This window comes from Paenibacillus sp. FSL H3-0457 (assembly GCF_037981725.1).
Taxonomy (GTDB): domain Bacteria; phylum Bacillota; class Bacilli; order Paenibacillales; family Paenibacillaceae; genus Paenibacillus; species Paenibacillus amylolyticus.
Genome location: NZ_CP150283.1, coordinates 5864782 through 5891617, shown reverse-complemented (window position 1 = coordinate 5891617; position 26836 = coordinate 5864782). Strand labels below are relative to the sequence as shown.

The following is a 26836-nucleotide window of genomic DNA, read 5'->3' as shown; positions in this document are numbered from 1 at the left end:
CATTAGTGTCCAAACTAGCCTATGCACAAGATTAGCTTGTACCATGGAACGCCTGAACAAGCATGACATTCGGACCGTCCCCGACTTTCCCTTGGGAAGACGGGGGCGGTTTTTTGGTTAAACAAATAACATGGTTTTTAAGTTTTTTGATATAAATGGTTGTCTAAGATGGTGCATGCAAAACGGAGTGAGCAGAAAGGACCCGAGGAAGCGGAGCGTTCGCTAAGAGCTTTCTGAAAGAAAGCTGGCTTCGGAAGCATAGGCTTATACCCGGATTTCTCCCTTGTCAAAGGGATTAAAGGAAATCCGGGGGTAACGGCGATCCGAGGGTTTTCTGATCACGGAGTGACCACATGAGCATCAAGGTTTCATTTATAACCAATGACGAATCAAGGTTATTGGATCAATCTTTCTGTTATAAGAACGAGTAATGTTTTACACGTTTCATATCCATGTGTGTCCAGTATCATGCAAAACGGAGTGAGCAGAAAGGACCCGAGGAAGCAAAGCGGTCGCATTTATCCCCGGATTTCACCCTTGCTAAGGGGTATAAAGGAAATCTGGGGGTAACGGCGATCCAAGGGTTTTCTGATCACGGAGTGACTTTCATGCGTACTTGGATCTTTCGTGGATATAACCTGTGATAAACGAGAGGAGTTAACCTATGAGTTACGTAATTGGCGTCGATCTTGGAACCAGTGCGGTCAAAACCGTGTTGGTCAATCGTGAAGGAAAAGTGGCATTTGAAGCATCCGAGGCATACCCGTTGTACCAGCCCAAGGCTGGATACAGTGAACAAAATCCCGAAGATTGGGTAGAGCAGACCATTGTTTCCTTGCGTAAATTGCTTGAAGTATCTGGCGTGCAGCCTTCGGAAATCGAGGGATTGAGCTTCTCCGGTCAGATGCATGGACTGGTCTTGGTGGATGCAGAAGGTAAACCGCTGCGTAACGCAATCCTGTGGAACGATACACGCACAACGGCTCAGTGCCGTCGCATCGAAAAAGTGCTGGATGGCAAGCTGTTAAGTATTGCCCGGAACCGTGCACTGGAAGGGTTTACCTTGCCAAAAATTCTGTGGGTTCAGGAGAACGAGCCTGAATTGTTACAGCAAGCATCCTTGTTCCTGTTGCCTAAAGACTATGTGCGTTATCGCCTGACCGGGGATTACGCTATGGATTATTCTGATGCAGCGGGAACTTTGTTGCTGGACGTTGCAGGCAAACAGTGGAGCGACGAGATTGCAGAAGCTTTCGAACTGCCAATCTCTCTTTGTCCACGTCTTGTGGAATCATTTGAGGAAGTGGGCACGTTGCTGCCTGAGATTGCGGATCAAACGGGTCTAGCGGCTGCAACAAAAGTATACGCAGGTGGTGCGGATAATGCGTGTGGTGCCATTGGCGCAGGCATTCTGAGTGAAGGACAGACGATGTGCAGCATCGGAACGTCCGGGGTTGTGCTTTCCTACGAAGAGCGTAAAGATCTCGACTTCGAAGGCAAAGTACACTTTTTTAACCACGGAGAGAAAGATGCCTTCTATATTATGGGTGTAACGCTTGCCGCAGGATATAGCCTGTCCTGGTTCAAGGATACGTTTGCAGCGGATAAATCGTTTGATGTGCTCTTGCAGGGCATCGATCAGATTCCGGCGGGCAGCAACGGATTGTTGTTCACACCATATATCGTTGGGGAGCGTACACCTCATCCGGATGCGAATATCCGTGGCAGTTTCATCGGTATGGATGCAGGGCACAAGCTGGAGCACTTTGGACGTGCGGTGATGGAGGGTATTACCTTCTCGCTACGCGAGTCCATTGATATTCTGCGTGGTGCAGGCAAAACCGTCAATGAAGTCATCTCCATTGGTGGCGGCGCCAAGAACGAAGCTTGGTTGCAAATGCAGGCTGATGTCTTTAACGCCACGATTGTGAAGCTGGAGAGCGAACAGGGTCCAGCGATGGGTGCAGCGATGCTGGCTGCCTATGGCTGTGGCTGGTTCCCGTCTTTGCAAGAATGTGCAACAGCGTTTATTCGTCCAGCGAAGTCCTATGAGCCGAACCCGGAAACGGTTGCCGTCTATGATGGACTGTTCGCACTGTATCAGGAAGTCTATGGACAGACGCGTAGTCTCAATGATCGTTTGGCTGAATACCGTTAATTCATTTATTTCACTACATTAATCTTATGATTACATTTAAAAGCATCCGCGAAGGCGGGTGCTTTTTTGTCGTTCATCAAGATTAACCCCATGAAAGGTTTACTCGGCCTGCATATCCGCATTCAGGCTCTGCATAGATTGGAAATAGAGGATTGTGATTCGTCCAGGCATCGTGTGCCCGAAATTTTAATAGGTAGAAGTTTGAGCAAGGGGGTGAAGCTTTGGATGGACATGAGGAACATGGAAGACCACATATTACCTTGTCGATGATCGTTCGTAATGAAGAGAATCGTTATCTCAGGCAGGCACTGGAGAGACATCGTCCCTGGATTGATCGCGCAGTAATCATTGATGACGGAAGCACGGATGGAACGGTCGGGCTGTGCAGGGAACTTCTGGACGGTATTCCACTCGTATTAGTGGAGAACGCTGCTTCACGTTTTGCAGACGAGGTAAGCCTGAGAAAACAACAATGGGAAGAGACGGTGGCGACCAATCCGGAGTGGATTTTGAATCTGGATGCGGATGAGATTCTAACCAGTGACTTTGGGTTGGTACGGGATCTGTTGCTCAGTGGCAATGAAGATGCGATCTATTTCAGATTGTTTGATATGTGGAGTGAGACGCATTACCGGGAAGATGAGTTCTGGCAGGCGCATGCCTATTATCGGCCATTTCTGATTCGTTATCACCCGGGGATGAACTATGAATGGAAGGAGACACCCCAGCATTGTGGTCGTTTTCCGTTAACGATCCAACATTGGTCCTATGGATGTCATGCTCCCCGGGTGAAGCACTATGGTTGGGCGCGGGAAGAAGACCGTATCCGCAAATATGAACGCTATCAAGCACTGGACCCTGAAGCAAGATACGGTTGGAAGGAACAGTACGAATCGATATTGGATCAGGAGCCACGACTGTTGGCATGGTTCGAATAAGGAGAGGGGGAGTGAGCACGTTGAAGAAAGAACCGTTACGCAAATCGCAAGAAGAATCCCAACCTCAAATAGAGCTGAATTCACAAGAAAAAGAGAATGAGAAAGAACATCAAAAAGAGGAGCAACATGAGAGCCAGAGTAAACATCGACCGTCCAGACGTTCTGATAATTCGCTGGAAACCCGCCAATCGGAAACGCTTGAAGCGCCTGGCCAGGAAAGAATACTGATCGCCAGCCCGGTTCGCCAGACAACTCCGGTGCTCCGTGAATTTCTGGATTCTCTGCATGCACTGGAACGAACAACAGTGAAGACGGACTATCTGTTTGTTGACGATAACGTGGAAGAAGCCGCATCGAATATATTACGTGAATTTGTGCTTCAGCATGAGGGGACGGTTATTCAAGCAGATGAACATGGTAGCGGTAGTCCTGACAACAAAGGGGTGTACAGCAAGGATGAGGGAGGACACTATTGGCAGGATGAGCAGATTTGGCGTGTAGCCGGTTTGAAAAATCGCATATTGCAATATGCACGCGACAATCACTACGATGCGGTGTTCCTGATTGATTCTGACTTGGTGCTGCATCCGCGGACGCTGGAGCAACTTGTATTGAGTGGCAAAGACATTGTATCCAATATTTTTTGGACCCGCTGGCAGCCGGATGCCAGGGAAATGCCGCAGGTATGGCTGCAAGATGAGTATGCCTTGTATCGCCGTGGTGGCAAAACAGTAGACGGAACCGAGACGGAGGACGAGGGCACGCAAACGACTGCTTTTCTAACTCAACTGCGGATCCCGGGTTGTTATGAAGTTGGAGGGCTAGGGGCATGTACCCTTATTCGCAAAAATGTTCTGGCAGCAGGAGTCTCATATGACCAGATTCCCAATGTATCCTTCTGGGGCGAAGATCGTCATTTCTGCATCCGTGCTCAGGCACTGGGTTTTCGTTTGTTCGTTGATACTCATTTCCCTGCGTACCACATCTATCGATTGTCCGAACTGCCAGGGGTTTCCGCCTTTAATCGCAGGGCGAGAAGAGGTGAGGAGACGATCAGTATTACCCTGTGTATGATTGTGAAAAATGAAGAAGCTTCCCTCGCCAGATGTCTGGACTCGGTCAACGGTATTGCCGATGAGATTGTAATCGTGGATACCGGATCAACGGATCGTACTCGTCAGATCGCTTCCAGATATACGGATCGTATCGTTGATTTTGAATGGGTGGATGACTTTGCAGCAGCACGAAACTTTGCCTTCGATCAGGCGAAGAGTGAATATATTCTGTGGCTGGATGCCGACGATGTGTTCGAACCGGAAGATCGGGCGAAACTGATCGCCTTGAAACGTTCGCTCGACCCGGATGTTGATAGTGTCACGATGGATTACAATCTGTCATTCACAGCAGATGGCAAGGTAGCCTACAGTCTGCGCCGGAATCGTCTGGTGCGTCGGGATCGGCAATTTCGCTGGATTGGCGCGGTGCATGAATATCTGGCTGTAGCGGGTAATCTGCTGCATAGTGATATAGCGGTTACCCACAAGAAAGATAAGGAGTATACCGATCGTAATCTGCGGATCTATCGCAAAAGGGAACAGGCCGGAGAGGAATTTGGGCCGCGTGACTTGTATTATTTCGGTAATGAACTGAAGGACCATGGCCAGCATGAGGATGCGGTAAAGTACTATGAGAAGTTTCTGGATACCGGGCTGGGCTGGGTGGAAGATCAGATCGCTGCTTGCCAGAAAATTGCGGATTGTGAAGCTGCACTTGAACATTCGGAACAGGAAGTCACGGCGTTGTTCCGATCATTTGCCTATGATTTGCCAAGAGCCGAGATTTGCTGTCGATTGGGTGGTTATTTTGCCGACCGTGAAGATTATCGCAAGGCCCTGTTCTGGTACGAACAGGCGACTCGTGCTGTACGTCCTGATGACCCTATGGTAGTGCTGAATGAAGCAGCTTGGACCTGGATGCCGCATCTGCAACTATGTGTGTGTTATGACCGGATGGGTAACCGTGCCAAGGCCCGGGAACATAATGATATCGCACTCGCCTATCATCCAACACATCCAAGCATGTTATATAACGATCGATACTTTAAAGATTTGGAGAAGGATAACGTATTGGAAAATGCCTAAAGCATGCATATAGATTGGAAGTGTAGGTATAGATATTGCTGGAACAGTTGTTTGTAACAAGAGCCTCCTCTGATAAAAGAGTGGACGCAATGTGCCACTTTTATGAGAGGGGGTTATTGACGTAATTGTATAAAAGGAGTTATTGTAGATATATTAAGTCTTTTATTAAGGAGGAATGAGATGATGAAGTATTCCAAAGCTACCAATTACGCCCTGCACACGATGCTTTTTCTTGCAGCATCCAATTCAGATAAACCTGTGGGTGTGCAGCAACTTTCAAAGTGGCAGAATGTTTCACCCACATATCTGTCCAAGATTTTAACTAAATTGACAAAAGAGGGGATGATTCATTCTTCATCTGGTGCCCATGGCGGGTATACACTTCAGGAGAAGTGGGAGGATCTTACGTTTTTGGACATCATACAGGCCATTGAGGGTACAACCTCTCTGTTTGATTGCTGTCATCATAAACAGGGATGCTTAATTCAAGAAACCATGATCACTGCCGAAGGACAGATGGAAGAAGTGCTAAAAAATCGAAAATTATCTTCAATTGCCGGTAAAATATCAATGATGCATTAAGTATTTTTTTTGTATTTATAATAGATATAATTTGTCTTTTATATCTATTATAAATTTCAACAAACGAATATATCCAGAAGATTTCACACACTATTCTTTTGAATAAAGGAGACTGAAATGAATTCATTTATTATCTATTTATTGGCTTTAGGAGCCTTTGTTGTGGGAACAGCCGAATTTGTCGTATCTGGTGTTTTAGATATCATTGCCCGCGATTTACAGGTTTCGATCTCATTAGCGGGACAATTGGTCACCGTATATGCACTATCTCATGCATTGGGAGCCTGGGCTCTGGTCATGCTGACTTCCAAGTTACAACGTAAAAAAGTACTTCTGTATTCCATGCTTATTTTTATCTTGGGAAATATCATTGCATTCTTCAGTTTGAACTTTGGCATGCTTATGTTCTCACGCATCGTATTGGCCATGAGTGGTGGTCTGTATTTTGTCCTAGCCACGAACTATGCTGCAAGACTAGCTCCTTCTGGCAAACAGGGTAGTGCCATTGCAACTGTCATCACAGGATTCACCGTTTCATTGGTATTAGGAGTGCCGATTGGTACCTTCATTGCTGCCTACATGGATTGGCACTACGTTTATATCATGATTGCAATTATCGCATTTATTAATTTCATGCTGTTGTACAGATTTATTCCTCGAATGGAGGGTACCCCGTCTCTCTCCCTGAAGCAACAATTATTGATTATCAAAGATAAAAAGGTTATCACCGGATTATTAACGACTGTTTTCTGGATTCTGGGCTACACCATGGTATTTGCTTATATCGCTCCACTTTTAAGTTCAGTAGCCGATTTTTCAATAGAAATGATTAGTACGGCGTTACTTGTATTGGGTGTATTTGCATTCATAGGTTCCCGTCTTGGTGGCTATGCGGTAGATCGATGGGGACCTGTTCGCACGATTCCAATCAGTTTGATTATTCATGCTGGTGCCCTCTTTATTTTGCCAATCACAGCAGGTTCCACAATAGGTATTCTTCTGACCATCATGATTTGGGGCACAGCTGCCTGGATAACAACGCCCGCGAATCAGTTCTATTTGATAACATTGAGACCACAGTCTTCTGAAACAGTCCTGAGTTACAATACGGCAGTAATGAACATAGGTATGACTTTCGGTGCCGGATTGGGAGGTGTAGTTGTGAAATACAATTCCGTTCAAAATTTGGGGTGGATTGGTGGTATGGTCCTGCTGTTGGCGTTGGCGATTGCCCTTGTTTCCTTCAGGTTGACTACAAAACCAAGTTGAATTCAATGTCTTTTTAAAAGGAAGAAGTGAATATTGGATCAAATGATTTCATCCAGGAGAGGATATGCTTTACAATAATGAATAACGGAAAAGCGGTGACGATGATTGCCTGTCTTCGGCTGCCGAATTGATGAATCAAGGGGAACTGGATATGAATCTGACGGAAGTACTATTGGAGTCGAGGCTGGTCGCGATTGTGCGCGGTATAAGCCGCGAAGCGGCAGTAACAGCTGGACAAGGTATGACAGGTGGCGGCATCCGACTAATGGAAGTCACACTGAACACACCTGGAGCACATGATATTATTGCAGACTGGCGTGAGCGGCATGAAGGAAAGGCTTATGTTGGAGCGGGTACGGTACTGAATGTGCAGATGGCGAAGGAAGCAGTCGCTGCAGGAGCACAATTTCTGGTATCTCCCAATGTCGATCTGTCTGTCATTGAATATGCTGTAGAACATGGTGTCGAGATCTGGCCTGGAGCCATGACACCTACGGAGATTGTCGCTGCCCATGAAGCGGGAGCACGAGTTGTGAAGTTGTTTCCGATGGCGAGTCTGGGCATACCGTATCTGCGGGAGATCAAAGCTCCACTGAATCATATTCCACTGCTGGCAACAGGTGGTGCCACACTGGAGAACATTGCTGACTACTATGCAGCAGGCGCTGCTGCAGTGGGTCTGGGAAGTGCACTTTTACCACGAGAAGCTCTTGTAGCAGGAGATCATGAGCAGATTGCAACATGTGCACGGAGATTTGTGGAAGCAGCTGAAGCCTAGGTTTTCCACATCAGATGAGGGATATGTATATTTGGGTATATATATGAAGGTGCCTTTAGATTAATTGTTGGATCAATCTTTATCATAAAAACCCATGTCGCTTAACGTGCCGTTCATTCTATTGTTTTATGATGGATGTATGCCAGAATTCGGAGAGGAGAGATGCCCTGTGAAAGCTAAAACAATGATAGGCGGCATGCTCGCCGTGGCCGCAGTAACGGCAGGTGGTTTATGGAAGGCAGCGGTAAAGAGCCAGACACCCAAGAAGATTCCAATCACACTCACACCCCCAATGCCATTTGAGGATGTGACCTTTGACAGTGGGGGAGGTCGGGTGCATGGCTGGTTCATCCCGGCCAGAGCCGACATTTCGAAACCATGGCCGCTCGTTATTATTGCACATGGCTGGGGCTCCAATCGCTCCCGTGTTCTTCGTTACGCACGTCCGATCTGGGAAGCGGGATATGCCTTATTAATGTATGATGTGCGTAGTCATGGGGCCAGTGATCAGGTACGTGCTGCATCTGCCTATTTGTTCCGGGATGATCTGCTGGCGGCGTTGCAGTATACGACCGCACGACCGGAGATTGATGCAGATGCCATCGGAGTGCTTGGTCATTCTTTGGGGGGATTGGGTACGATTCTTGCAGTGACGGAGGGAATTCCTGTATCAGCAGTGATTACGGACTCGATGCCATCGCAATTTGAGGTAATCGTCAGTTCAGAGCTGAGACGCCGGCGTCTGCCCTTGTTTCCACTGGCCCAGTTAATTCCGAGAATCTGGTTCTGGCGACTGGGTGAATCTCTGAAATCTTATCGTCAGCGTGATCCGGTGATGATGCTGAATGAACGGCGCAGGGGGATGCAACTGCCGATGCTTATGGTGCACTCCAAGGGAGATAATTTCATTCCCCCGAGTGAGCTTGAATATTTTATGTCCAAAGCCGATCCGCCTGTTGAACATCTATGGGTCAACAGCGGAGGACACAGTTGTTCCGAGGAAGATCCCGCCTTCTGGGACACCGTTATTCCCTTTTTGAAAACCCATGTCCAAGGTCAGGCGAAGTTGAACGATTCGTCTAAAGCGAGTAGTTGACAAGGTAGATTCAGCCTACATAAGAGTGCAGGCTAACAGATAAAACGCCAACGTAATTGGCGTTTTTTTTGCTGTTACTAGCAATATGCAGAAATTCACATTTGTAAAATTGCCCCGAAAACGACGATTAAAAAGGAAGCTTATGGTATCATAGAATAGACTGGCAATATTCATGCGAGGTTATTTGTTATGCTTCTTTGTATGAAATTGAAGGGAGAGGTCCAGATTTGAGTTTGAATTGGAAGTTTAATTTACGATTGAAAATGTTCGCAACCAAGGCAACAACCGCAGCGATGGCAACACTGCTGCTTGCTTCGCAAACACCAGGTTTTGCAGGCAGTGCATCAGCCGCGCAAGCAGAGCAGTTGACCGCAGCGACAACGGGGGAAAATGAACAACTAGACGCAACGAGCAATGACGTGCCTGAGGGAGCGAAAATCTCATCCAGGCAAGCCAGTGAAAATATACTGAAATTATTTCCATTATTAAAAAAAGCAACGATCTCATCTGCACGATTCGATTCACCTAATTCCTATCCACCGCCAGAATACAAGGCGTGGGAGATCGGGTTCCAGATTACACAAGGCAATCATACGTCGGGATTCAGTGGAACTGTACATGCAGGCACAGGGGAAGTGTTAAGTGTACATTTGCCGTCGGATATCCTGGATAAACATGTCTCGGAATCAGATGTGAAGTTAACCAAAGCTCAAGCTGAAGAAAAGGCCGTGGCACTGTTGTACCAAGCGATTCCAGGTCTGAAGGACAATGAATATGCTCCGATTGGAGATCTGTATTCTTCCATCGAACAAGAGTCATTGTTTGGCAGAACAGAGTATCGTTACGGGTACCAGTTAAAACATGATGGATTGTTATCTGACGCAGAGACAGTCTACATTAATGTGGATGAAAGTGGTTTGGTGACAGGTTACTCCCGAGGTACTATCGAAGCCAAGTATCCCTCATCGAAACCGGCAGCTTCAGAAGAGAAGGCCAGACAGCAGTTTGAAGAACAGTTCGATGTGGAACTGGCTTATATCGCCAAAGATCGTCTATCTACCAAACAGGGTCAGCAGTATTACCTTGCATATACACCAAAAAATATCAGTATCATTCCGATTGAAGCCAATACGTTGGAACGGATTAATACATTAACAGGTAAAGCTGTGGATGAAGATTCTTTGCAGCAGGATACGAAGTTGAAAGGTGATGTAACGCCTTTTGTCCCGGCCAATGGTACGAGGTTAAATGTACAGCAGGCCGCCAATCGGGTCGCAACGAACTTTGATATTCCCAAGGGTTATAAGCTGGAACATAACCAGCTGGGCAAGGGATATTACTCGAGTCCGAACAATCAGGTGTGGAGTCTGAGCTGGAGTGATCGAAGTGCCAATATGTCCTATATGTTCATGCGGGATATCTCAGCACAGGTAGATGCAGTTACCGGGCAGATCTACAGTTATACGATGATGCAACGAATGGGTCCGGAGATGGAACAGGAGAAGCTGGCTGAGGAGAAGGCAGGCAAATTGGTAACCCGGAAGCAGGCTGAGAAACTGGCGATGGACACGGTGATTGCGCTAGTTCCAGACGCAACGGAGCAGTTCCGACTGGCTAACGTGATTGAGGTGGATGATGCTCGCACATTTTTGTTCCAGCGTTATCTGAACGGAATTCCGGTTAAGGAAGATACGGCACAAGTACAGGTGTTAAACAACGGGACGATTAACGAGTTCTATACACGTATTGCGGCAACGCCTGAACAACTGCCGGCAGATGTTAAGCCAGCCATCAGTTATGAAGAGGCCAAGGCACTCTATCTGGAGGAATTCAAGCTGATCCTCGCATATTCCCGTTATGGCGGATATGGTATGAACGGTGGTCAAGTCATCCCAGCGGGGGTGAACCTTGCTTATATGCCTACACGTGATGAGAATTCGATCTATGGCAACTATGAAGCGCTGGATGCGAACACAGGGGAGTGGAAGCTTTTATACGGGGACACAAGCTCCGCAACCAAGGCTGAACCTACGGATATCTTGGGTCATGTGGCCGAAGCGGCTCTAAGCAATATGACACAGCATGGCGTATTGCTTGCTGATGAGCAGGGACGCGTATTCCCGGATCGTGTGATCACCCGAGGAGATTGGTTTAACTATCTGGCAAGAGCGATTAATCCAAATATGGATCTGTACTACAGTGGGGACGGAGACGACAAGTTATACGCTGATGTGACACCTGACAGCCCTTATTATAAGGCAGTTCGGGCATTAATCGATCAGCGCTGGCTTGCGGGAGCGGACCCTGAACAGAATTTGAATCCGCAGGAAGAGATGACACGTGAAGAATTGGCAGTGCTGCTTGTACGTATTTTACGCTATGAGAAGCTGGCCGGATTCTATACGTTGCCATCGGATCTTCCCAACATTGCGGATGCCAGTGCCATTACGAGTAAGGGAGCGGTCTCCCTGAGTTTGAAGCTGGGATTGCTTCCTTCGATTGAAGGACGATTCATGCCTGCACGTAAAGTGACGGTAGCTGAAGCGTCACAGGTATTGGAACGGCTGGCGAAGCTTCAAGGTAAAACAGATACGTTTATGAGTGGTAATCGCCTGTATTAGACGAGGAATCACTCATATCGTGACCAAACGAAACATAGGATGAAGATAACGGGTAATCGTGATTCAATGAACTAAAGATCAAAGGGACCTTCCATAGAAGGTCTCTTTTGATTTAATTTTTACAAAACTAGAAGAATGACGACAGAGCCTTTTGTGATACAATAGGGCGTGAGAACTTTGCAAAGAAGGGTGGGTTCCTTTCATGGGTAAGAACGGGAAACGAATTATCACCATACTGCTGGCAGGCTGTCTGATTGCTGTAGCGTTACCACGTACGGTTGATCTGGATCAACTGTATGCTGCATCAGGGACATCAGATATATCCACGGCAACAGATTTGCGCCAGACCTTGCTTACCGCAATGTCACAGCGAACGGAGGAACTTGTTTTTACATACAAAGGCAATGTGAAAGGCCTCAAAAAACAATTACAAACCTCCATCGATGAGGCAATGAAGAGTGACCCCTATATCCAATATACCGTTAAAAGTTATGCATTTAATTATAAAGGCTCCAATGTGTCGGCCGAGGTGCATGTGACTCTCTCCTATCGGGAGACCAAGGAGCAGACCGATTATGTGAATCGTAAAGTCACAAACGTGTTGAAAGAAATCATCAAACCAGGCATGACGGATCATGAGAAGGTCAAGGTCATCCATGACTGGATTGTGCTTAACCTTTCCTACGATACTTCGTTGAAGAAATATACGGCCTACGACGGGCTTGTTACAGGCAGTACCGTCTGTCAGGGATATTCACTGTTGGCATATCGGATGCTGGAGCGAGTAGGTATCGATAACCGGATTGTGGAAGGTACAGCGGGCGGGCAGCTTCATGCCTGGAATATCGTGAACCTGGACGGCAAGTGGTATCACATGGACACCACCTGGGATGATCCTACCCCTGATCGCAAAGGTAAGGTTAGCCACAGCTACTATTTGCTGAGTGATGATGAGATGGCACGTGACCATATCTGGACAGGCAAAAGCAAGTACCCCGCTGCGCCAGCCCCATATCGAGAAGCTTTATTAAAGCTGGTGAAGGCCGGAGATAGCAAAAAAGCCGCTTATCAGAAGCTGTACCATGCTCTGGACTATTCCCTGTATGATGAACAGGATGCCGTTAAAGGCCATGCTGCGCTGAAGACCAAAGTTCAGAGTAAGCTGAAGGAAGGCGGAACCTCGCTGACATTCAGGTACAAGGGTACGGAGGCTGGACTGATTGAAGATTTGCAGGATTTGTACCAACTTGGCATGAAATCGATATCTTATTATGTGTCCAAAATGGAAGGTACTACGGATCTGCGCGTCAAAATTAACTGGACACTATAACAACCGTTTGAACAGGATACTCCGCTTGAGGAGTATCCTTTTTTGTGTTCAATTTTGTGTTCAAAAACGAGGATTTTAGTGTTGTCTATTTTTTGTATATGTCGCTTTGCTATTCTAATCTTCGGCGTATGCCAACACTACGTACGAGGAGGATATGCAAAAAATGAGGAAAAAAGTGAGCATAGTGATCATTGCTCTGTTACTGGTCACGCAAATGATGCAGGGTTGGATATTTACACCAACAATGCATGCTCAGGATGAATTAACTAATTTGCCAGCCAGTGCAATCAGCGATACAGCATCAGAAGAAGGTTTGGCAGGTTCGGAAGAGGTCAACAACGTTGACGTTGCTGCCACTCCGGAAGAAGAGGGGGAGGGAAACCTCAACCAGAGCAGTCTAGCAATGGCAGCTGCAGGTCCGGTAATTACAGATCAATTGATTACCAGTGTGCAGATGTACAATCAGGAACCAGAAGACAACGGGAATGGCACGATTGAAGTCAAAGGAGATAAAATCGAGGATATTCGACCACGCATTCAGGATGAGGTGGCTGTAGTCTTTACATGGGGACTTGCAGATGACAACCACAACTACAGCGATGGCTCTACGTTCACCTTTAACTTGCCCGATAAATTCATCATCGGATCGCAGCTTAAGGGTAATCTGGATGGTGGTGTTGGAGAGTATGTGGTGAATCCAGATGGCACAATCATCTTTACCTTTAATGAATTGATCGAGCATGCGAAGCTGGAAGGCAACTTCTACGTGTGGATCAAGTTCGATGAGAGCAAGATGGAAGATGGCTTGAAACAGGAGATAGACTTTAGTTCCGTAGGGCAGGGCATCATTGATGTACATTTTGCCAACACAGCTGTAGATAAGTTGAAGAAATCGGGAAGCGCAAACAAAGAGAACTTCAACTCGGATGAGATTAAATGGACCGTAGATTTTAACCAAGGCGAGAAGGCTATGAAAAATGCTGTTCTTGCAGACACGTTCCCAACAGGGCTAGAGCTCAAGGGCGATATCGAAATTCGCGAATTGGAAGTGCAATTGAATGGATCTGTTAAAGAAGGCCCAGTAGTTCAAACGGAACCACAGTTTCCAATTCAATTGGGAGACACAGATAAGGCCTATCGTGTAACTTATACGACGAGTGTTAAAGCACCAACCACTGCTCCGTTCACCAACGTGGAGTATCAAAACCAGGTTGCGCTTACAACGGATCAAAGCGAGCACGACGAAACAGATATTGGCCGAGTTCGTGTGAGTTTTAATGAGCCTTTGAACAAATCAGGGCAAGATAGTGCGTATGATCCGGTAACACAGACGGTCACATGGAAAGTGCAATATAACTACAATCAGCAAGAAATTATGCAAACGAATGCATGGATTGAAGACCGCTTTGATACGGCAAAACAGCAACTGATCAACAATTCCGTCAAAGTGTATCAAGTGGACATTAATGCAAGTGGAGCGGCTTCCAACAGAACACTGATCAATCCGAATGAATACACACTCGAAGCGATGGGTACAGGGTTCGATAATGGCTTTAGATTACATTTTAAGAACGATATTACAAAGGCCTATGAGATCGAATATGATACTCAATCTATTCATCGTGTTTATACAAACGACACCATTACGAACACAGTGAACATGTATGATGGTACTTCCAAAACAGGCCGAAGAGACGTTCAGGAAGTCATTTTTGCAAAGAGTGTAAAAAGTGAAAACTTCAACACAAAAGAAATCGAATGGCAGATTGTTTTGAACCGTGATTTGCAGGACATGACGGATATCGTCATCACCGACAATTACGAAGGCAGACATATGAAACTGATTCCGGGTAGTCTTCAAGTAAGTGGTGTTAACAAAGAGGACTTTGAACTGACTCCAGACCCGGCTGATCCAACGTATGAAAAAGGATTCTCACTTCGCTTGAAAGACGGCGTAACGCTCAGTACGGAGCATGTTATTACTTATAAGACAAGCTTTGATCCCACAGCGGGTATGCCAACGAATGATGAATATCGTAACTCAGCCAAGATCGATTGGGAAGAGTCTGATGTAAAACAGACTTCGATTACAAAATCTGCTGCGGTCAAACCGCAGGACTACACGATTCAAAATGGTAACAAAAAGGGTGAATATAGCGCCAAAGATAAAAAGATCACCTGGACAATCGATGTAAACTACAATTTGTTTGATATTCAGGACGCAATCCTTAAGGATGCGTACACTGGAGACCAATCTTTTGTAGACGGCTCATTGAAGGTTCATGAGTTAGAGTTGCAGGGAGCCAATAATGTTACTGCTGTAGGTAGCGAGGTTCCGCTCACACCTGGTCAATTCCAGCTGAACCCGGACGGTAAAGGTTTTGCGTTGGATCTGGGTAACATGGGCAAAATGGCTTATCGCATTCAGTACCAAACAAGTCTGGATGGACCATATTCTGTCGCAGGCGCATATGCCAACCAGGCTGTTCTGACGGATGGTGAGGGTGGTGCAATACGATTTAATAGATCAGCCAGTGTTACACCTGCCAACGGTGGTGTATACGTGCGCAAAACAGGGAAGCAAGAAGGTACAACGGATAAAGCATCATGGACGGTAAATATCAATCCAAGTCAATCTTTCATTCCCGCGGGTAATCAATTAACAGATACCTTGTCAGAGAACCAGATTTTATTGGCTGATTCATTGAAATTATATGCAACCAATTTACCTGCCAACAATTCAGGCAATGTATCCACCAAAGCTGGACTTGTTGATCCGGCTGATTATGAATTGAATGTAGAGGGCAATACATTTACCTTTACCTTCAAGAAAGATATCCATACCGCATTCATTTTGGAATATCAGTCTTATATTAATGCCGATCATGGCGCCCGAATTGAGAATAAGGTTGAATTTGCAGGCCAATCTTCCTCGGTAATCGGGGAAGGTAATCAGTCGGGAATCAAAGTTTCCTTGGCTGGAGCAGGTGGAGGAGCCTCTACAGGTCTGGGCAAAATCAGAATTCACAAAGTCAGTGATACAGGAGTTCCGCTGGAGGGGGCAATATTTGCAATCTATAATGCGTCTGGAACTACGCTTCTGGAAACATTGAAACCAACGGACGAGAATGGTGTGGTTGAAAGCTCCAGAAACTATCGATTAAACAATCTAACCAACGGTGTACCTTATAAGTTAAAAGAATTATCTGCACCGGCAGGATACTTGGTTGATCCTGAATATGGCTCTGCATCAGGTAAAACGATTGAATTCAAGGATGCGGATATCGCTTTTGAAATTGAAAATAAAAAGATTCGTCAAGGCTTCGAATTAACCAAGGTAGATGCGGTGGACTCCTCCAAGACACTTAAGGGTGCAACTTTCGAATTGTACTCCAAGGACGGAGCAACGCGAGAGAAAATCGATGAGTTAACGACAGGGGAAGATGGAAAGATCGCCAAAGGTGGACTGTTGCCAGGGGATTATGAGCTGGTAGAAGTCGCGGCACCTGAGTTTTATCAATTGGATGCTACATCAATTCCGTTCACGATTGTAGAGAATCAGACGGAGAGTATTACATTGACGAAGTCTAATGCAATGGGTGCAGGTGGTAAACTTGTCGTTACCAAAGTAAATGCCAAGGATAAGTCCGTATTAAGCGGAATTGAATTCGAATTGCGTGATCGTTCCAACATTGTCATCGATACAAAAGTAACCGACCTAAATGGGGTCATTGAATTCGATGGTTTGGATTATGGTTCATATACATTGGTAGAGACCAAGGCAGAAGGCTTTGTTATTGAACAGCCGGAGACGCTTGTATCTATTATCAAACCGGAAACTCAATTAACCATTGAAAATAAAAAAAATGATCGTTCTGTGAAATTGATTAAAACCAATGCGGGTCGAACTCAGCACCTTCAAGGAGCTGTATTTGAATTACGAGCTCAAACTGCATTGATGGATGCAAATGGGAATTGGAAATTCCACAAGGTAACAGGTCTAGATGAAGCTTCACTGACAACCAATCAACAAGGTGAAATTGTACTTGAAGGCTTGGATATCAATAAATATCAGTTGGTTGAAATAAAAGCGCCTAACGGATACATGTTGGAAACAACACCCGTACCATTTGAAATTACGAACATACAAACCGAAGCTGTAGTTGTGGAAAAAACGAATCAAGCTATCCCGGTATCGGGTGGTGGGTCTAGTGGACCTTATAATCCGGGAACACCTACTACGGGTGTAACACCAGATCCAGAGAAACCAGTAACTCCGGAACCAGGAAAACCAAATCCGTCGGTTCCAGGCACGGTTGTAACTGAACCTACAGAGTCTGGGGGAGGAAGCGAAAGTCCGACAGATGAAGATTCCGGGGTAGTGACACCGACACCAGGCGATTCCAACGGTGACGATACTGCACCTCCAGTTGGGGATACAGATGCACCTGATGGGGATGGTGCACTTGCACCTCCTGCTGGAACGGATACAGATGGATCACAGGGCAATGGAAATTCTGCATCACAGCCAAACGGAAATTCTGGATCTCAGGGAATGCTGCCACAAACAGGTGAAGAGAGCACAATGGCTTACACTGCTGTGGGCATGATGCTGATGGCGCTAGGTAGCGCGGGATTCATGTACTTCCGCCGCAGACAACAGCTTCATCGCTAGATCGAAACACGCAGTATCTAAAATTCATCGTGTGAGATAGAAATACCCTTTAGCAATCACTACGAAGACTTAGCGTCGACGTGTGAATATGCTAGAGGGTATTTTTTGGTGATATTTAGGGAGGATCAGGTCCCCGTAACATTTGGTTTCACTGCAATAGCTCTTACAATTAGGCGATGTGTTGGATTGACGAGTGGATCACAGGTAATCAAGGTAAGGACCTGTCCAAGCCCGGGATCCTCCAGCACAGATAAGTCAGTTGGCTCCACAACGGATATCTGATCTACCTTGTATTGGATAATCGTTCGATCTGCCAGGGTGACTTCCATTGAATCACCAATCTGGAGTTCTCCCAGACGATTGAATAGTCGTCCTTTTTTGTGGGCGCGATGAGCGGCTATGGCAGCATTACCTTTGTTCCCGATACTAGTGGTTTCAACAAGATGGGTTGCAGCTACCTTCATGTTAGCCTCCGTTGCACCCTCCAGAATCGGTAAGCGGACATCAATCTTGTCAATTGATAGTATCCCTAACGTATCCGAAGAGAGCTCTTGCACTGTAGCTGTATTGTCAGTAGTCGGCTCGGCGGAAGCTGCGTCCTGCATGCCTTGTTCGAAGGAGTGATTAAGCTTAGACAAGCCGTTTTGCAATTGCTCCAGATCGTTCATGACACGGGTTTGCTGCCAGTCATAATACGTTTCCCGCAGGAAAGGAAAGCTGATGATCAGGATGCCCAGTAGAACGAGCAGAATAGAGAATTTTTTCATTATACATCAACTCCCGTTGTCCAAGAAAAATAGTATACCTTTCTCTATTTTACTTACCGACCTATACAAAATATGGACAGGGACGAAAGGACGTACAGAAATGTTCGAAGGGGGAAGCCGATCCAAACAAAACCTCCCCGTTTCGCTACAGTAGGAAGACTGCAACGCCACGGGGAGGTTTTTTTTATATGAAGTTAAATCGTATCAGCTGTATAAGTTAAACTAACCATTTACATGAGAACGTAGAGGACAGAAATAACGTGAAGAAGCGAAGCTAAAAGCTTTCTGCAAGAAAGCTACTTCGTAAGCATACGCTGCGCCTTTATCACCAGATTTTCACCTTTGTAAAAGTGAATCAAAAAATCTGAGGATAACAGCGATCGGAAGGTTATTCTGTCATCGAAGTGGCAAGTGTAAATATTGCTTCGTTAGTGCTTATCACTTGGTGAATCAGTAGGTGTGAAATCACATTCCTGTAGCGGCACCACTTTGGTCTTTTTGATCCATTTGTAACCGAGCCACAACACCAGGAACAGGGGTACGCTCAAGTAGGCAACGATGGCTCCACTCCAGTCGATCTGATCACCCGTGAATGCCTGGTAGTTCTGTCCAATGATCACAACAATACACAGGACAAAAGCAAAGATCGGCCCAAACGGGAACCAGCGTGCACGGTAAGGCAGATCGCTCAGATCCCTGCCTTGTGCAACGTATGCACGACGGAAGCGATAATGACTGATAGCGATACCCAGCCAAGTGATAAAACCACACATACCGGATGCATTCAACAACCAGGTGTACACAATCCCATCTCCAAACAGGGAGGCAAGGAATGCCAACATACCAACGGCTGTTGTAAGCAAAAGTGCATTCATTGGAATGCCTTTTTTATTCAGCTTGCCGAGGAAACGAGGGGCTTTACCGTCACGGGCAAGGGCATAGAGAACCCGGCTTGAAGCATACATGCCTGAGTTACCGGCAGAGAGTACAGAAGTCAGAATAACGGCATTCATGACGGAAGCCGCAATGGCGAGGCCAGCTTTCTCAAACACCAGTGTGAACGGGCTGACACCGATATTTTCCAGGTCACCTTTGAGCAGATTCGGATGAGTATACGGGATGATCAGACTGATCACGGTAATCGCCAAGATGTAAAAAATCAGAATGCGCCAAAATACCTGACGAATTGCACGAGGGACATTCTCGCGCGGGTTTTCACTTTCACCGGCAGCTACTCCGATAAGCTCGGTACCTTGAAATGAGAATCCAGCAGCCATGAACACACCAAGCACAGCGAAGAATCCGCCATGGATGGGCGCATCACCGATGGTGAAGTTGCTGAAACCAACGGCTTCTCCGCCCATAATACCAAAGATCATGAGCACACCAACGGCCAGGAAGATGATAACAGTAGCGACTTTGATAATGGCGAACCAGTACTCGGACTCTCCATAACCTTTAACGGACAACACGTTCAAGGAAAAGATCAGCACGAGGAACAATAAGCTCCATAACATGGATGAACTGTCGGGGAACCAGTATTTAATGAGTACAGTAGCGGCAGCAAGCTCTGCTGCAATGGTTACCGCCCAGTTGTACCAAAAGTTCCAGCCCATGGCGAACCCGAGAGCAGGATCGACAAAACGTGCGGCATACGTATTAAATGAACCGGAGTCCGGCATAAAGGTAGCAAGCTCACCAAGGCTGGTCATTAGGAAATAAACCATGATGCCAACGGCCACATAGGCAATTAATGCTCCACCAGGGCCTGCGGTTGAGATGGCGGTACCACTTGCGAGAAACAGCCCGGTACCAATTGAGCCACCGAGGGCGATCATCGTCATATGGCGTGCGCGTAATCCTTTTTTCAGGGAAGGTCCAGTTGTTGTTGGGTTATTGCGGTCTTGCATGGGAACACTCCTTCATTCGATATACTGATGTTTGCGATACTTGAATTCATAAAAACAAAAAGACCACAGGCATCAGCCTGCGGTCTTTAATATTTCAATGTCCGCACCATGTCCCAGATGATTAAGATAGCTCAACACAGAAGAATTCATACCTTTATATAAAGGAAATGTACTTCCGTGACAGTTCTGCGCCTTTCGACAGCAGCCCCAGCTCACTGGACCGTATAAGGAACGTCCAGCGAGCTTCGGCGGGTACACCTTTCGGCTGATCTCATAAGCGGCTCCTTAGCGCCTCCATCAGCGTACTGATCGCACCCGCGACCTCTACCTCACCATCAATGGATGAGGTGTATCTATTGTCTATGAAATTATGAACAACACAACTTAACACCGTGTGTCCTGTTTAGTAAACAGACAATCAGTATAACGCGCATGGTTTTCCAGTGCAATAACAATTGTTGGATGTGAGGTCTGAGAGACGACTATTCCTCTTTTTTATTACGGCCAGCCATCTGCTGCCATACCGTTCCAGCAGCCTGTTCGCCCGATTCGATCCGCTCCAGAGCCATCTTGGCCTGCAGGCTGACTTCAAATTCAGGATCATCGGCTGCAACGCGCAACGCTTGCTCTGCTTCTTCAGTTCCGACCTCATAGAGAAAACGTGCTGCACGCCAGCGTACAAGTTTACTTTTATCGGATAACGTAGCTGTCATGGCTGGAGTGGCGGCAGGATCACCGATATCCGACAAGGTATCCCCGGCAGTCCGGCGTACCGCAGGAGAACTGTCCTGAAGTGCTTCATACAGCAGTTCCATCGCTTCCGGTGTACGAATGTCACCCAGGTATACGACAGCCAAGCGACGTATCTGCATTTTGTTGTCATGCAAGGCATGGGCTACGAGAGGCAGTCTTTCTGCCGTAGGCTCCATGCTGTCAAATGCCGCATAGCGAACATTCCAGTCTTCGTTTCGCAGAGCCTCTTCAAGTTCGGCTCCATCCAATTCACGGCGGCGCTCGACGAACTCTTCGGATTTGGTACCATGTTCAATGGCCTGTTTAATGACTTGCTCTAGCCGTTCCGGCGGGTAAGCGGCTTCCAATTCCTGCTCGACTTCACGTGCAATATCAGGCAATTCACCATATCGAACACCGTAATCACTCAGTTTGCGTTCTTTGATCATTGTTGCACTGGCGACTTCTGTTACGGCTTTGACAAAGCGGTCTGACAACGAAATTCGTTCTTCCTTGACCCCGGCCTTGACCCTAATTTGCATCGGTACACCTCGGAAGAATTGTACAAATACCTGTGCTTCTCCGAAGTGCTCGCCTGAACCATCTTCGGATTCAATCCAGTCCAGATCAATGCCGTGCTGTCCAAGGCGATTTTGGACTTCGCCCAAGATAACGGACCAGTCGGCATTCCCTTTACGATCAAGTGCCACAAAGTCTGTTGTGTGGAACACACTCTTTACACCGGGAATATGAAGCATCTGGCGAATGAACGCCGGAGCAGATCGTTCGTTGTCCAGTGTATATGTTTTGCGAATTCCGTCCTCCAGACGTTCATCGAGATGTAACATCATCGTATTTGGACTCGGTGTTGGTTCAATGGAAACAATATTCATCAATGTAACCTCCTATAGTACCAGATTCATCTTTAACTTCCCGTAAATTAAACCACACGGGTATTTCTCTATTTTACATCAATGTGTGGAATCTGCGAAATCATCCAGAAGTGAAGTGGACGTGTCTAACACTTAATGTGAAGAAGTGCGAAATTTGTTAACACTTCTTTCATGTTCACGCACAAACATTTTTAAACGAAAATTGGCACAATAAAGATAAGAATCAACTGGAGGTATACCTATGGAACCCATTACCGTGCTCTCGGATGGAAAACGTCGTATTGCATATGAGAATATTATTCAATTGTTCACGAACTGGATTGAGGACTCAACATCTGGTTCTGCGATAGAAACACATCGGGGAAGTTGGGAAAATGCCCGTTATTGTATTGTTGATTATCAGATTGCCGAAGAAGCGGTGTCAGCAGCAAATGCCATTCGGGCTTTTATGCCACAACTTCCGTTACTAGTCATTACGGATTTCCAATCCCTTATTCGTAAGCGTCACCTGCAAGAAATTACAGGTACGGGTGAGATGAAGATGATTCTCTGGAACGAGCAAGACCCGAATCAACTAATCAAGGATATGGAAAATTGGTTTCATTCTTCGTCTATCCATAACTCAAAAATAGCCATACCACCCATCTTATCCATGAGATAAAAGAGAGATATGGCCAAAGAATGTTTAACTTTTTAATCGTTACGATCGTATTAGATCACATATTTATAGCCTGTTCCCCAAACCGTTTTAATATAACGTGGGTTCTTGGGGTCAGGCTCAATTTTTTTACGTAGACTTGAGATATGAACATCAATGGTACGATCCAGATAGGCGCGTTCGGAGCCTTTGATCCGATCCATCAGTTCATTGCGGGTGAACACTTTACCCGGATTGCGGTACAATTCCTTCATAATCTCAAACTCAATATGAGTGACCTCGATTTCAACGCCATCCACAAACAGGGTTCTTCTGTACTCATTCACATTCACATGTCCAGTAACCTCTGCCTGCTTGTCTTCTTTTACCGGTTTATCCTGATAGGAAATGATTGATCTTCGCAGCAGTGCTTTAATCCGGGCATCCAACTCTTTCAAACTAAATGGTTTGCACAGAAAGTCATCCGCACCATTATGCAATGCGCGCAGTCGATCATTTAGCATGGTACTTGCCGAGATCATCAGAATGGGCACAGTGGAGTGCTGGCGAAAGGCTTCTACGAGATCATTTCCATCCATTTCAGGAAGCATGAGATCCGTTACAACAATATCCGGCTGGAATTGTGGAAACAGTTGAAGTGCCTCGCGGGCATGATGAACCCGTTCAGTGATGTATCCTTCCTCCTCAAGAAAGAAAGCAATCATGTCGGCCAGATTTTTCTCATCTTCTATAAGAAGTACTTTGATAGTCATAGGGTCACACTCCTGGTGAAAATAATATGTTAAGAAAATGCTAAAAAAACAAGGTGAATTGCGAATAAATGCCGCAAATTTTTTAATGTTTCTATCCCAAAATATAGGATGTATATGTAGAGAAAGAATACGCTTTTTGAATGAACTTCAATATTCTAGCATGAATGCAGTTTGGTTGCCGATCAATCAGAATTTCCCAAAGCTACACCAAGTATTAATTACAGTATAATGGATCAGAACGAGTTAAGGGGAAAAAAGTAATATTGTATCCGCTTAAGTTTATAGGGGGAACCAACGTTGTTGTTGAAAACAGAAGAAAAAATGATCCATGAGGGCAATTGCTTATGGATCGTATAAAGGCAAGACAAATGCTGGATTGGGTCGTGTTGAAGCTGAGAATACCCTGGATTGGGACCAGCATTCTGATCATTCTGGGCTCACTAAGCACTATTTTTCCGTTTACTTTATTCTATGGTGTACAGTTTATGATTGGTAGCGCGGCAGCACTCATTGCTCTTCGTTTGCATGGGGCCATCTATGGATTTGTCACCCTTACAGTTATCCATCTCCTGAATACCGTCTTTGTCGGCATTGTGCCGCACAATTTAACTGTCATGCTTGCCCACTTCATGGAATTAATTTGGATGCTCGGTTGGCAGATCCGCTGGAAGAATGGCAGCTTAATCAAGGCTAATGCTGTCTTTTGGGTAGTGATGTTACTTCCTGTTATCTATGGCGGGCATTTTATGTTGGGTCTAAATATAGACGATTTGAAGTATGAGTATATGTATATTGCTGTGATTGGTATGGTGAATGCGCTGATTGCGGGAATTGTAGTTGATTTTTGGATCACCACGGGTGAACACAAGTCAAAACGCATGGGAACCATTCCACTAACAAGAATTGCGTTTAAATACGTAGTCGCCTTTGTGGTATTTGTTTCTCTCGTACTGTTATCCGCAGATAGCCGCAGACAATTGGGTCAAATGAATGATGCCATATTACGTGATATGAAATATGCAGCAACCGCGGTTGTTCAGGATCTTGATGAAGAGTACGTTACCTCTGAGAATATGGATCAGAATATGGCGCGTTATCATCATCTACTGGGTGTGAATGTGATTCTGCTGAATCGCAATGATACAGTCGTTGCTTCTGGTTTGAATACACTACAGGTGGGCGAGTATCTGGACATGGACAGATTCCGTCTTCTGAAGTCGAAGGATAACCTCATTCTGTTAAGTTCCGCAAATATCCATTACAGCGATGTATTGAATCATTGGAAACAAGCCTCTTTTATCTATGAAGCAGAAATGACAAGGTTAACACCTTATCGGGTATTCATTGTGACTGACTCGTCCGAGTATTACCCCCGAATCGAATCCATTTATCTGACCACGCTGCAATCCCTGTTCATCATCATCGTGGCTTCCATGATCGTAGCGGCTCCTCTCAGCAGTAAGGTTGTTAGCCCGTTGTTAAGACTGACCCGAATGACAGGCTCTCTTCCGAGACTGCTGTTTCGAAATGGGAAGATGGAGTGGCCAACCAGCCATGTAACCGAAGTACAGATCCTGATTGGTAATTTGCGCAAAATGGCCGATGTGCTGCTGGAACAATTCGAACAGATTCGTCACGACAAGTTAACGCTGGAGGACAGGGTTATTGAGCGTACCAAGGAACTCAAGAATAGTGAAGAGGTCAAACGTGCCATTATTGAATCCTCTATTGATGCGATTATCGCTGTGGACTCCAATGGGCTGATCGTTGAGTTTAATCCAGAGGCTGAAAGAATGTTTGGATTGCGTCGGGAAGAAGTGCTCGTGCACAAGGAAGCACCATCTCTTTTTCAAGGGGCCAGCTGCAAGGAGATCAAGAATTTGCTGGAGCGATTTGAATATGTCGAAGGTAAAAGATACACCATCGTTGAAGAAATTTCAGGTATCCGGCGGGATGGTTCCGTATTTCCGATTGAGTACAAAATTGTTGAGATCCAGTTGGGCAAAAATGAGACATTATATAACCTGTTTATTAAGGATATTACGGAGCGGACCAGAGCAGAAGAAGATCGTGTACGTCATGCCCTTGCGCTGGAGAAGCTGAACTCGGAGTTGTTCAATGAGAAGATTGCGATCCAGGAACAGCGAGATATCAGTGAGCAATTTATTGAATCCGTACGAGAAGGGCTCGTGATGTCTGATCGATCAGGGACCATAACCATCGTCAACCGAAGGATAGAAGAGATGTTTGGTTTGGGTGATTTTATGGGAAGATCCATTGAGGATTTGGCGCAGGCGATTGATACGATGGTATTAACGGACAACTTCAATCTGATGGAACAGACGAGAGCATTCCTGAATGGAGAAACGGCGTTTATCGAGACCGAATTTATATTCAATAATGTGGATAAAAGTGTATTTTCCTTGTACATGAAGCAGATGGATGTCCCGGGTAAAAACCATGGGTTTCTGCTGGTGTTCCGTGACCGGACAGGAGAAGAACGGCTGGATCGAATGAAAAATGAGTTGATCAGTGTGGTATCTCATGAGCTTCGAACGCCTGTAGCCACCATAATGGGGTATGTGGAACTCATGATGATGTATGACCTTCCGGCAGCTCAGCAGCGGGAATTCATGCAGACCATCTCTTCGGAGGGCAAGCGGCTGAGCAGTTTGCTCGATGATGTACTGGATATTCAACGTCTCGACAACGAAGGTATGACTTACCACATGACGTATGTACCGCTGGTTGAGTTGGTAGAAGGGGTTGCCGAACAGTGGAATATGAAGTCTGCCCAACGTATCTACGTGCATACGTTTAATGGAGACTTTTTTGCTTATGCTGACCAGAACAGGATGGTTCAGGTTCTACATAATCTGGTGGGCAATGCAGTCAAGTATTCTCCGGGAGCCGATCGTATTGATATTACGTTATGGGAAGAAGAGGAATGGTTATGTCTTGATGTGCGTGATTACGGAATAGGTATTGCGGAGCAAGAGAAGGACATGCTGTTTAATAAATTCTATCGGGTCGATAATTCGGATCATCGGCAGATTGGTGGAACAGGAATTGGCTTGTACATTTCCCGTAAAATTGTAGAGGATCACAAGGGTACGCTGACTTTTATATCTGCACCGCACAAAGGAAGTACCTTCAAGGTTCGACTGCCCAAGCAGGACGTATTGGTCTGAATTTAATGAAGAATGAAGAAATGTATTCCACTTTTTTTATGAATAATGTTTATGTACGAGACCTACGGATAGAGCCTTTGCCCTTCAGCGCGTGAGCGTGATAAGGGGAAAGGCTTTTTTTGTTTTTCAATTTCCCCGGATAAAAAAACAACTTCTTTTGCAAACTGTCTATAGAGCCATAATTTGCATCCCATGCAAAAGGAGGACGGCAGGTATATGTTCCGTAAACAAGAGAAAACACTCATTATCGTCTGTCTGGTTGCAGCTGTGGTTGTGCTGTATGCCGTTGTGAAGAGCATCATCCGAATCATGAGTTATTGAGATACATGTTCAAGCAGAGGAACT

General features: G+C 45.9%; 16 protein-coding genes and 1 riboswitch. Of the genes, 12 read left to right on the top strand and 4 right to left on the bottom strand.

What is annotated here, in order from left to right; all coding sequences use genetic code 11:
* Window positions 1-664: 664 nt before the first annotated feature.
* The 10 genes from xylB (at window position 665) to MHH25_RS26125 (ending at window position 17588) form a co-directional block, all read left to right on the top strand.
* Window positions 665-2158 (top strand): xylulokinase, encoded by a 1494-nt coding sequence (xylB, locus tag MHH25_RS26170; protein ID WP_076253582.1) that lies wholly within the window; start codon window positions 665-667, stop codon window positions 2156-2158.
* Window positions 2159-2379: 221 nt separating this feature from the next.
* On the top strand, window positions 2380-3096 hold the full coding sequence (locus MHH25_RS26165; protein ID WP_256720160.1) for a glycosyltransferase family 2 protein: 717 nt from the start codon (window positions 2380-2382) through the stop codon (window positions 3094-3096).
* Between the two features lie 11 nt (window positions 3097-3107).
* On the top strand, window positions 3108-5237 hold the full coding sequence (locus MHH25_RS26160) for a glycosyltransferase (RefSeq protein ID WP_340018533.1): 2130 nt from the start codon (window positions 3108-3110) through the stop codon (window positions 5235-5237).
* A gap of 183 nt (window positions 5238-5420) precedes the next feature.
* Window positions 5421-5819 (top strand): Rrf2 family transcriptional regulator, encoded by a 399-nt coding sequence (locus MHH25_RS26155; RefSeq protein ID WP_036607093.1) that lies wholly within the window; start codon window positions 5421-5423, stop codon window positions 5817-5819.
* Window positions 5820-5936: 117 nt separating this feature from the next.
* Window positions 5937-7088: an MFS transporter gene (locus MHH25_RS26150; protein WP_340018532.1), complete on the top strand. Its 1152-nt coding sequence runs from the start codon at window positions 5937-5939 to the stop codon at window positions 7086-7088.
* Between the two features lie 151 nt (window positions 7089-7239).
* The gene (locus MHH25_RS26145; RefSeq protein ID WP_340018531.1) at window positions 7240-7866 is read left to right on the top strand and encodes a bifunctional 4-hydroxy-2-oxoglutarate aldolase/2-dehydro-3-deoxy-phosphogluconate aldolase; all 627 of its coding nucleotides are present in this window, start codon (window positions 7240-7242) and stop codon (window positions 7864-7866) included.
* A 169-nt stretch (window positions 7867-8035) separates the two neighbouring features.
* Window positions 8036-8962, top strand: a complete 927-nt coding sequence (locus MHH25_RS26140; protein ID WP_340018530.1) for an alpha/beta fold hydrolase — start codon at window positions 8036-8038, stop codon at window positions 8960-8962.
* 227 nt (window positions 8963-9189) lie between these two features.
* The gene (locus MHH25_RS26135) at window positions 9190-11583 is read left to right on the top strand and encodes an S-layer homology domain-containing protein (RefSeq protein WP_340018529.1); all 2394 of its coding nucleotides are present in this window, start codon (window positions 9190-9192) and stop codon (window positions 11581-11583) included.
* 202 nt (window positions 11584-11785) lie between these two features.
* The gene (locus MHH25_RS26130; RefSeq protein ID WP_036606951.1) at window positions 11786-12913 is read left to right on the top strand and encodes a transglutaminase domain-containing protein; all 1128 of its coding nucleotides are present in this window, start codon (window positions 11786-11788) and stop codon (window positions 12911-12913) included.
* 163 nt (window positions 12914-13076) lie between these two features.
* A complete protein-coding gene (locus MHH25_RS26125) occupies window positions 13077-17588 on the top strand; it encodes a collagen binding domain-containing protein (RefSeq protein WP_340018528.1) in 4512 nt (1503 codons plus the stop codon).
* A gap of 125 nt (window positions 17589-17713) precedes the next feature.
* Here the strand turns inward: MHH25_RS26125 and MHH25_RS26120 are convergent, their stop codons facing one another.
* From MHH25_RS26120 to MHH25_RS26110, 3 genes are all read right to left on the bottom strand, one after another.
* Complete coding sequence (locus MHH25_RS26120) at window positions 17714-18355, bottom strand: class D sortase (protein ID WP_340018527.1); 642 nt, start codon at window positions 18353-18355, stop codon at window positions 17714-17716.
* A 428-nt stretch (window positions 18356-18783) separates the two neighbouring features.
* On the bottom strand, window positions 18784-20265 hold the full coding sequence (locus tag MHH25_RS26115) for an amino acid permease (protein WP_340018526.1): 1482 nt from the start codon (window positions 20263-20265) through the stop codon (window positions 18784-18786).
* Between the two features lie 119 nt (window positions 20266-20384).
* Window positions 20385-20600, bottom strand: a riboswitch (Lysine riboswitch).
* A gap of 147 nt (window positions 20601-20747) precedes the next feature.
* Window positions 20748-21890, bottom strand: a complete 1143-nt coding sequence (locus MHH25_RS26110) for a virulence factor (RefSeq protein ID WP_127546582.1) — start codon at window positions 21888-21890, stop codon at window positions 20748-20750.
* A 241-nt stretch (window positions 21891-22131) separates the two neighbouring features.
* On the opposite strand from MHH25_RS26110, the gene MHH25_RS26105 reads away from it, so the two are divergent.
* Window positions 22132-22551 (top strand): hypothetical protein, encoded by a 420-nt coding sequence (locus MHH25_RS26105; RefSeq protein ID WP_340018525.1) that lies wholly within the window; start codon window positions 22132-22134, stop codon window positions 22549-22551.
* A gap of 50 nt (window positions 22552-22601) precedes the next feature.
* Here the strand turns inward: MHH25_RS26105 and MHH25_RS26100 are convergent, their stop codons facing one another.
* Window positions 22602-23300, bottom strand: a complete 699-nt coding sequence (locus MHH25_RS26100; protein ID WP_017692253.1) for a response regulator transcription factor — start codon at window positions 23298-23300, stop codon at window positions 22602-22604.
* A gap of 344 nt (window positions 23301-23644) precedes the next feature.
* On the opposite strand from MHH25_RS26100, the gene MHH25_RS26095 reads away from it, so the two are divergent.
* Window positions 23645-26491, top strand: a complete 2847-nt coding sequence (locus MHH25_RS26095; RefSeq protein WP_340018524.1) for an ATP-binding protein — start codon at window positions 23645-23647, stop codon at window positions 26489-26491.
* Window positions 26492-26836 lie beyond the last annotated feature (345 nt).

Coding starts and splice junctions, on each gene's coding strand:
- xylB (WP_076253582.1), top strand. CDS start 665: ATGAGTTACGTAATTGGCGTCGATCTTGGAACCAGTGCGGTCAAAACC.
- MHH25_RS26095 (WP_340018524.1), top strand. CDS start 23,645: ATGGATCGTATAAAGGCAAGACAAATGCTGGATTGGGTCGTGTTGAAG.
- MHH25_RS26105 (WP_340018525.1), top strand. CDS start 22,132: ATGGAACCCATTACCGTGCTCTCGGATGGAAAACGTCGTATTGCATAT.
- MHH25_RS26115 (WP_340018526.1), bottom strand. CDS start 20,265: ATGCAAGACCGCAATAACCCAACAACAACTGGACCTTCCCTGAAAAAA.
- MHH25_RS26110 (WP_127546582.1), bottom strand. CDS start 21,890: ATGAATATTGTTTCCATTGAACCAACACCGAGTCCAAATACGATGATG.
- MHH25_RS26130 (WP_036606951.1), top strand. CDS start 11,786: ATGGGTAAGAACGGGAAACGAATTATCACCATACTGCTGGCAGGCTGT.
- MHH25_RS26150 (WP_340018532.1), top strand. CDS start 5,937: ATGAATTCATTTATTATCTATTTATTGGCTTTAGGAGCCTTTGTTGTG.
- MHH25_RS26120 (WP_340018527.1), bottom strand. CDS start 18,355: ATGAAAAAATTCTCTATTCTGCTCGTTCTACTGGGCATCCTGATCATC.
- MHH25_RS26125 (WP_340018528.1), top strand. CDS start 13,077: ATGAGGAAAAAAGTGAGCATAGTGATCATTGCTCTGTTACTGGTCACG.
- MHH25_RS26100 (WP_017692253.1), bottom strand. CDS start 23,300: ATGACTATCAAAGTACTTCTTATAGAAGATGAGAAAAATCTGGCCGAC.
- MHH25_RS26145 (WP_340018531.1), top strand. CDS start 7,240: ATGAATCTGACGGAAGTACTATTGGAGTCGAGGCTGGTCGCGATTGTG.
- MHH25_RS26155 (WP_036607093.1), top strand. CDS start 5,421: ATGAAGTATTCCAAAGCTACCAATTACGCCCTGCACACGATGCTTTTT.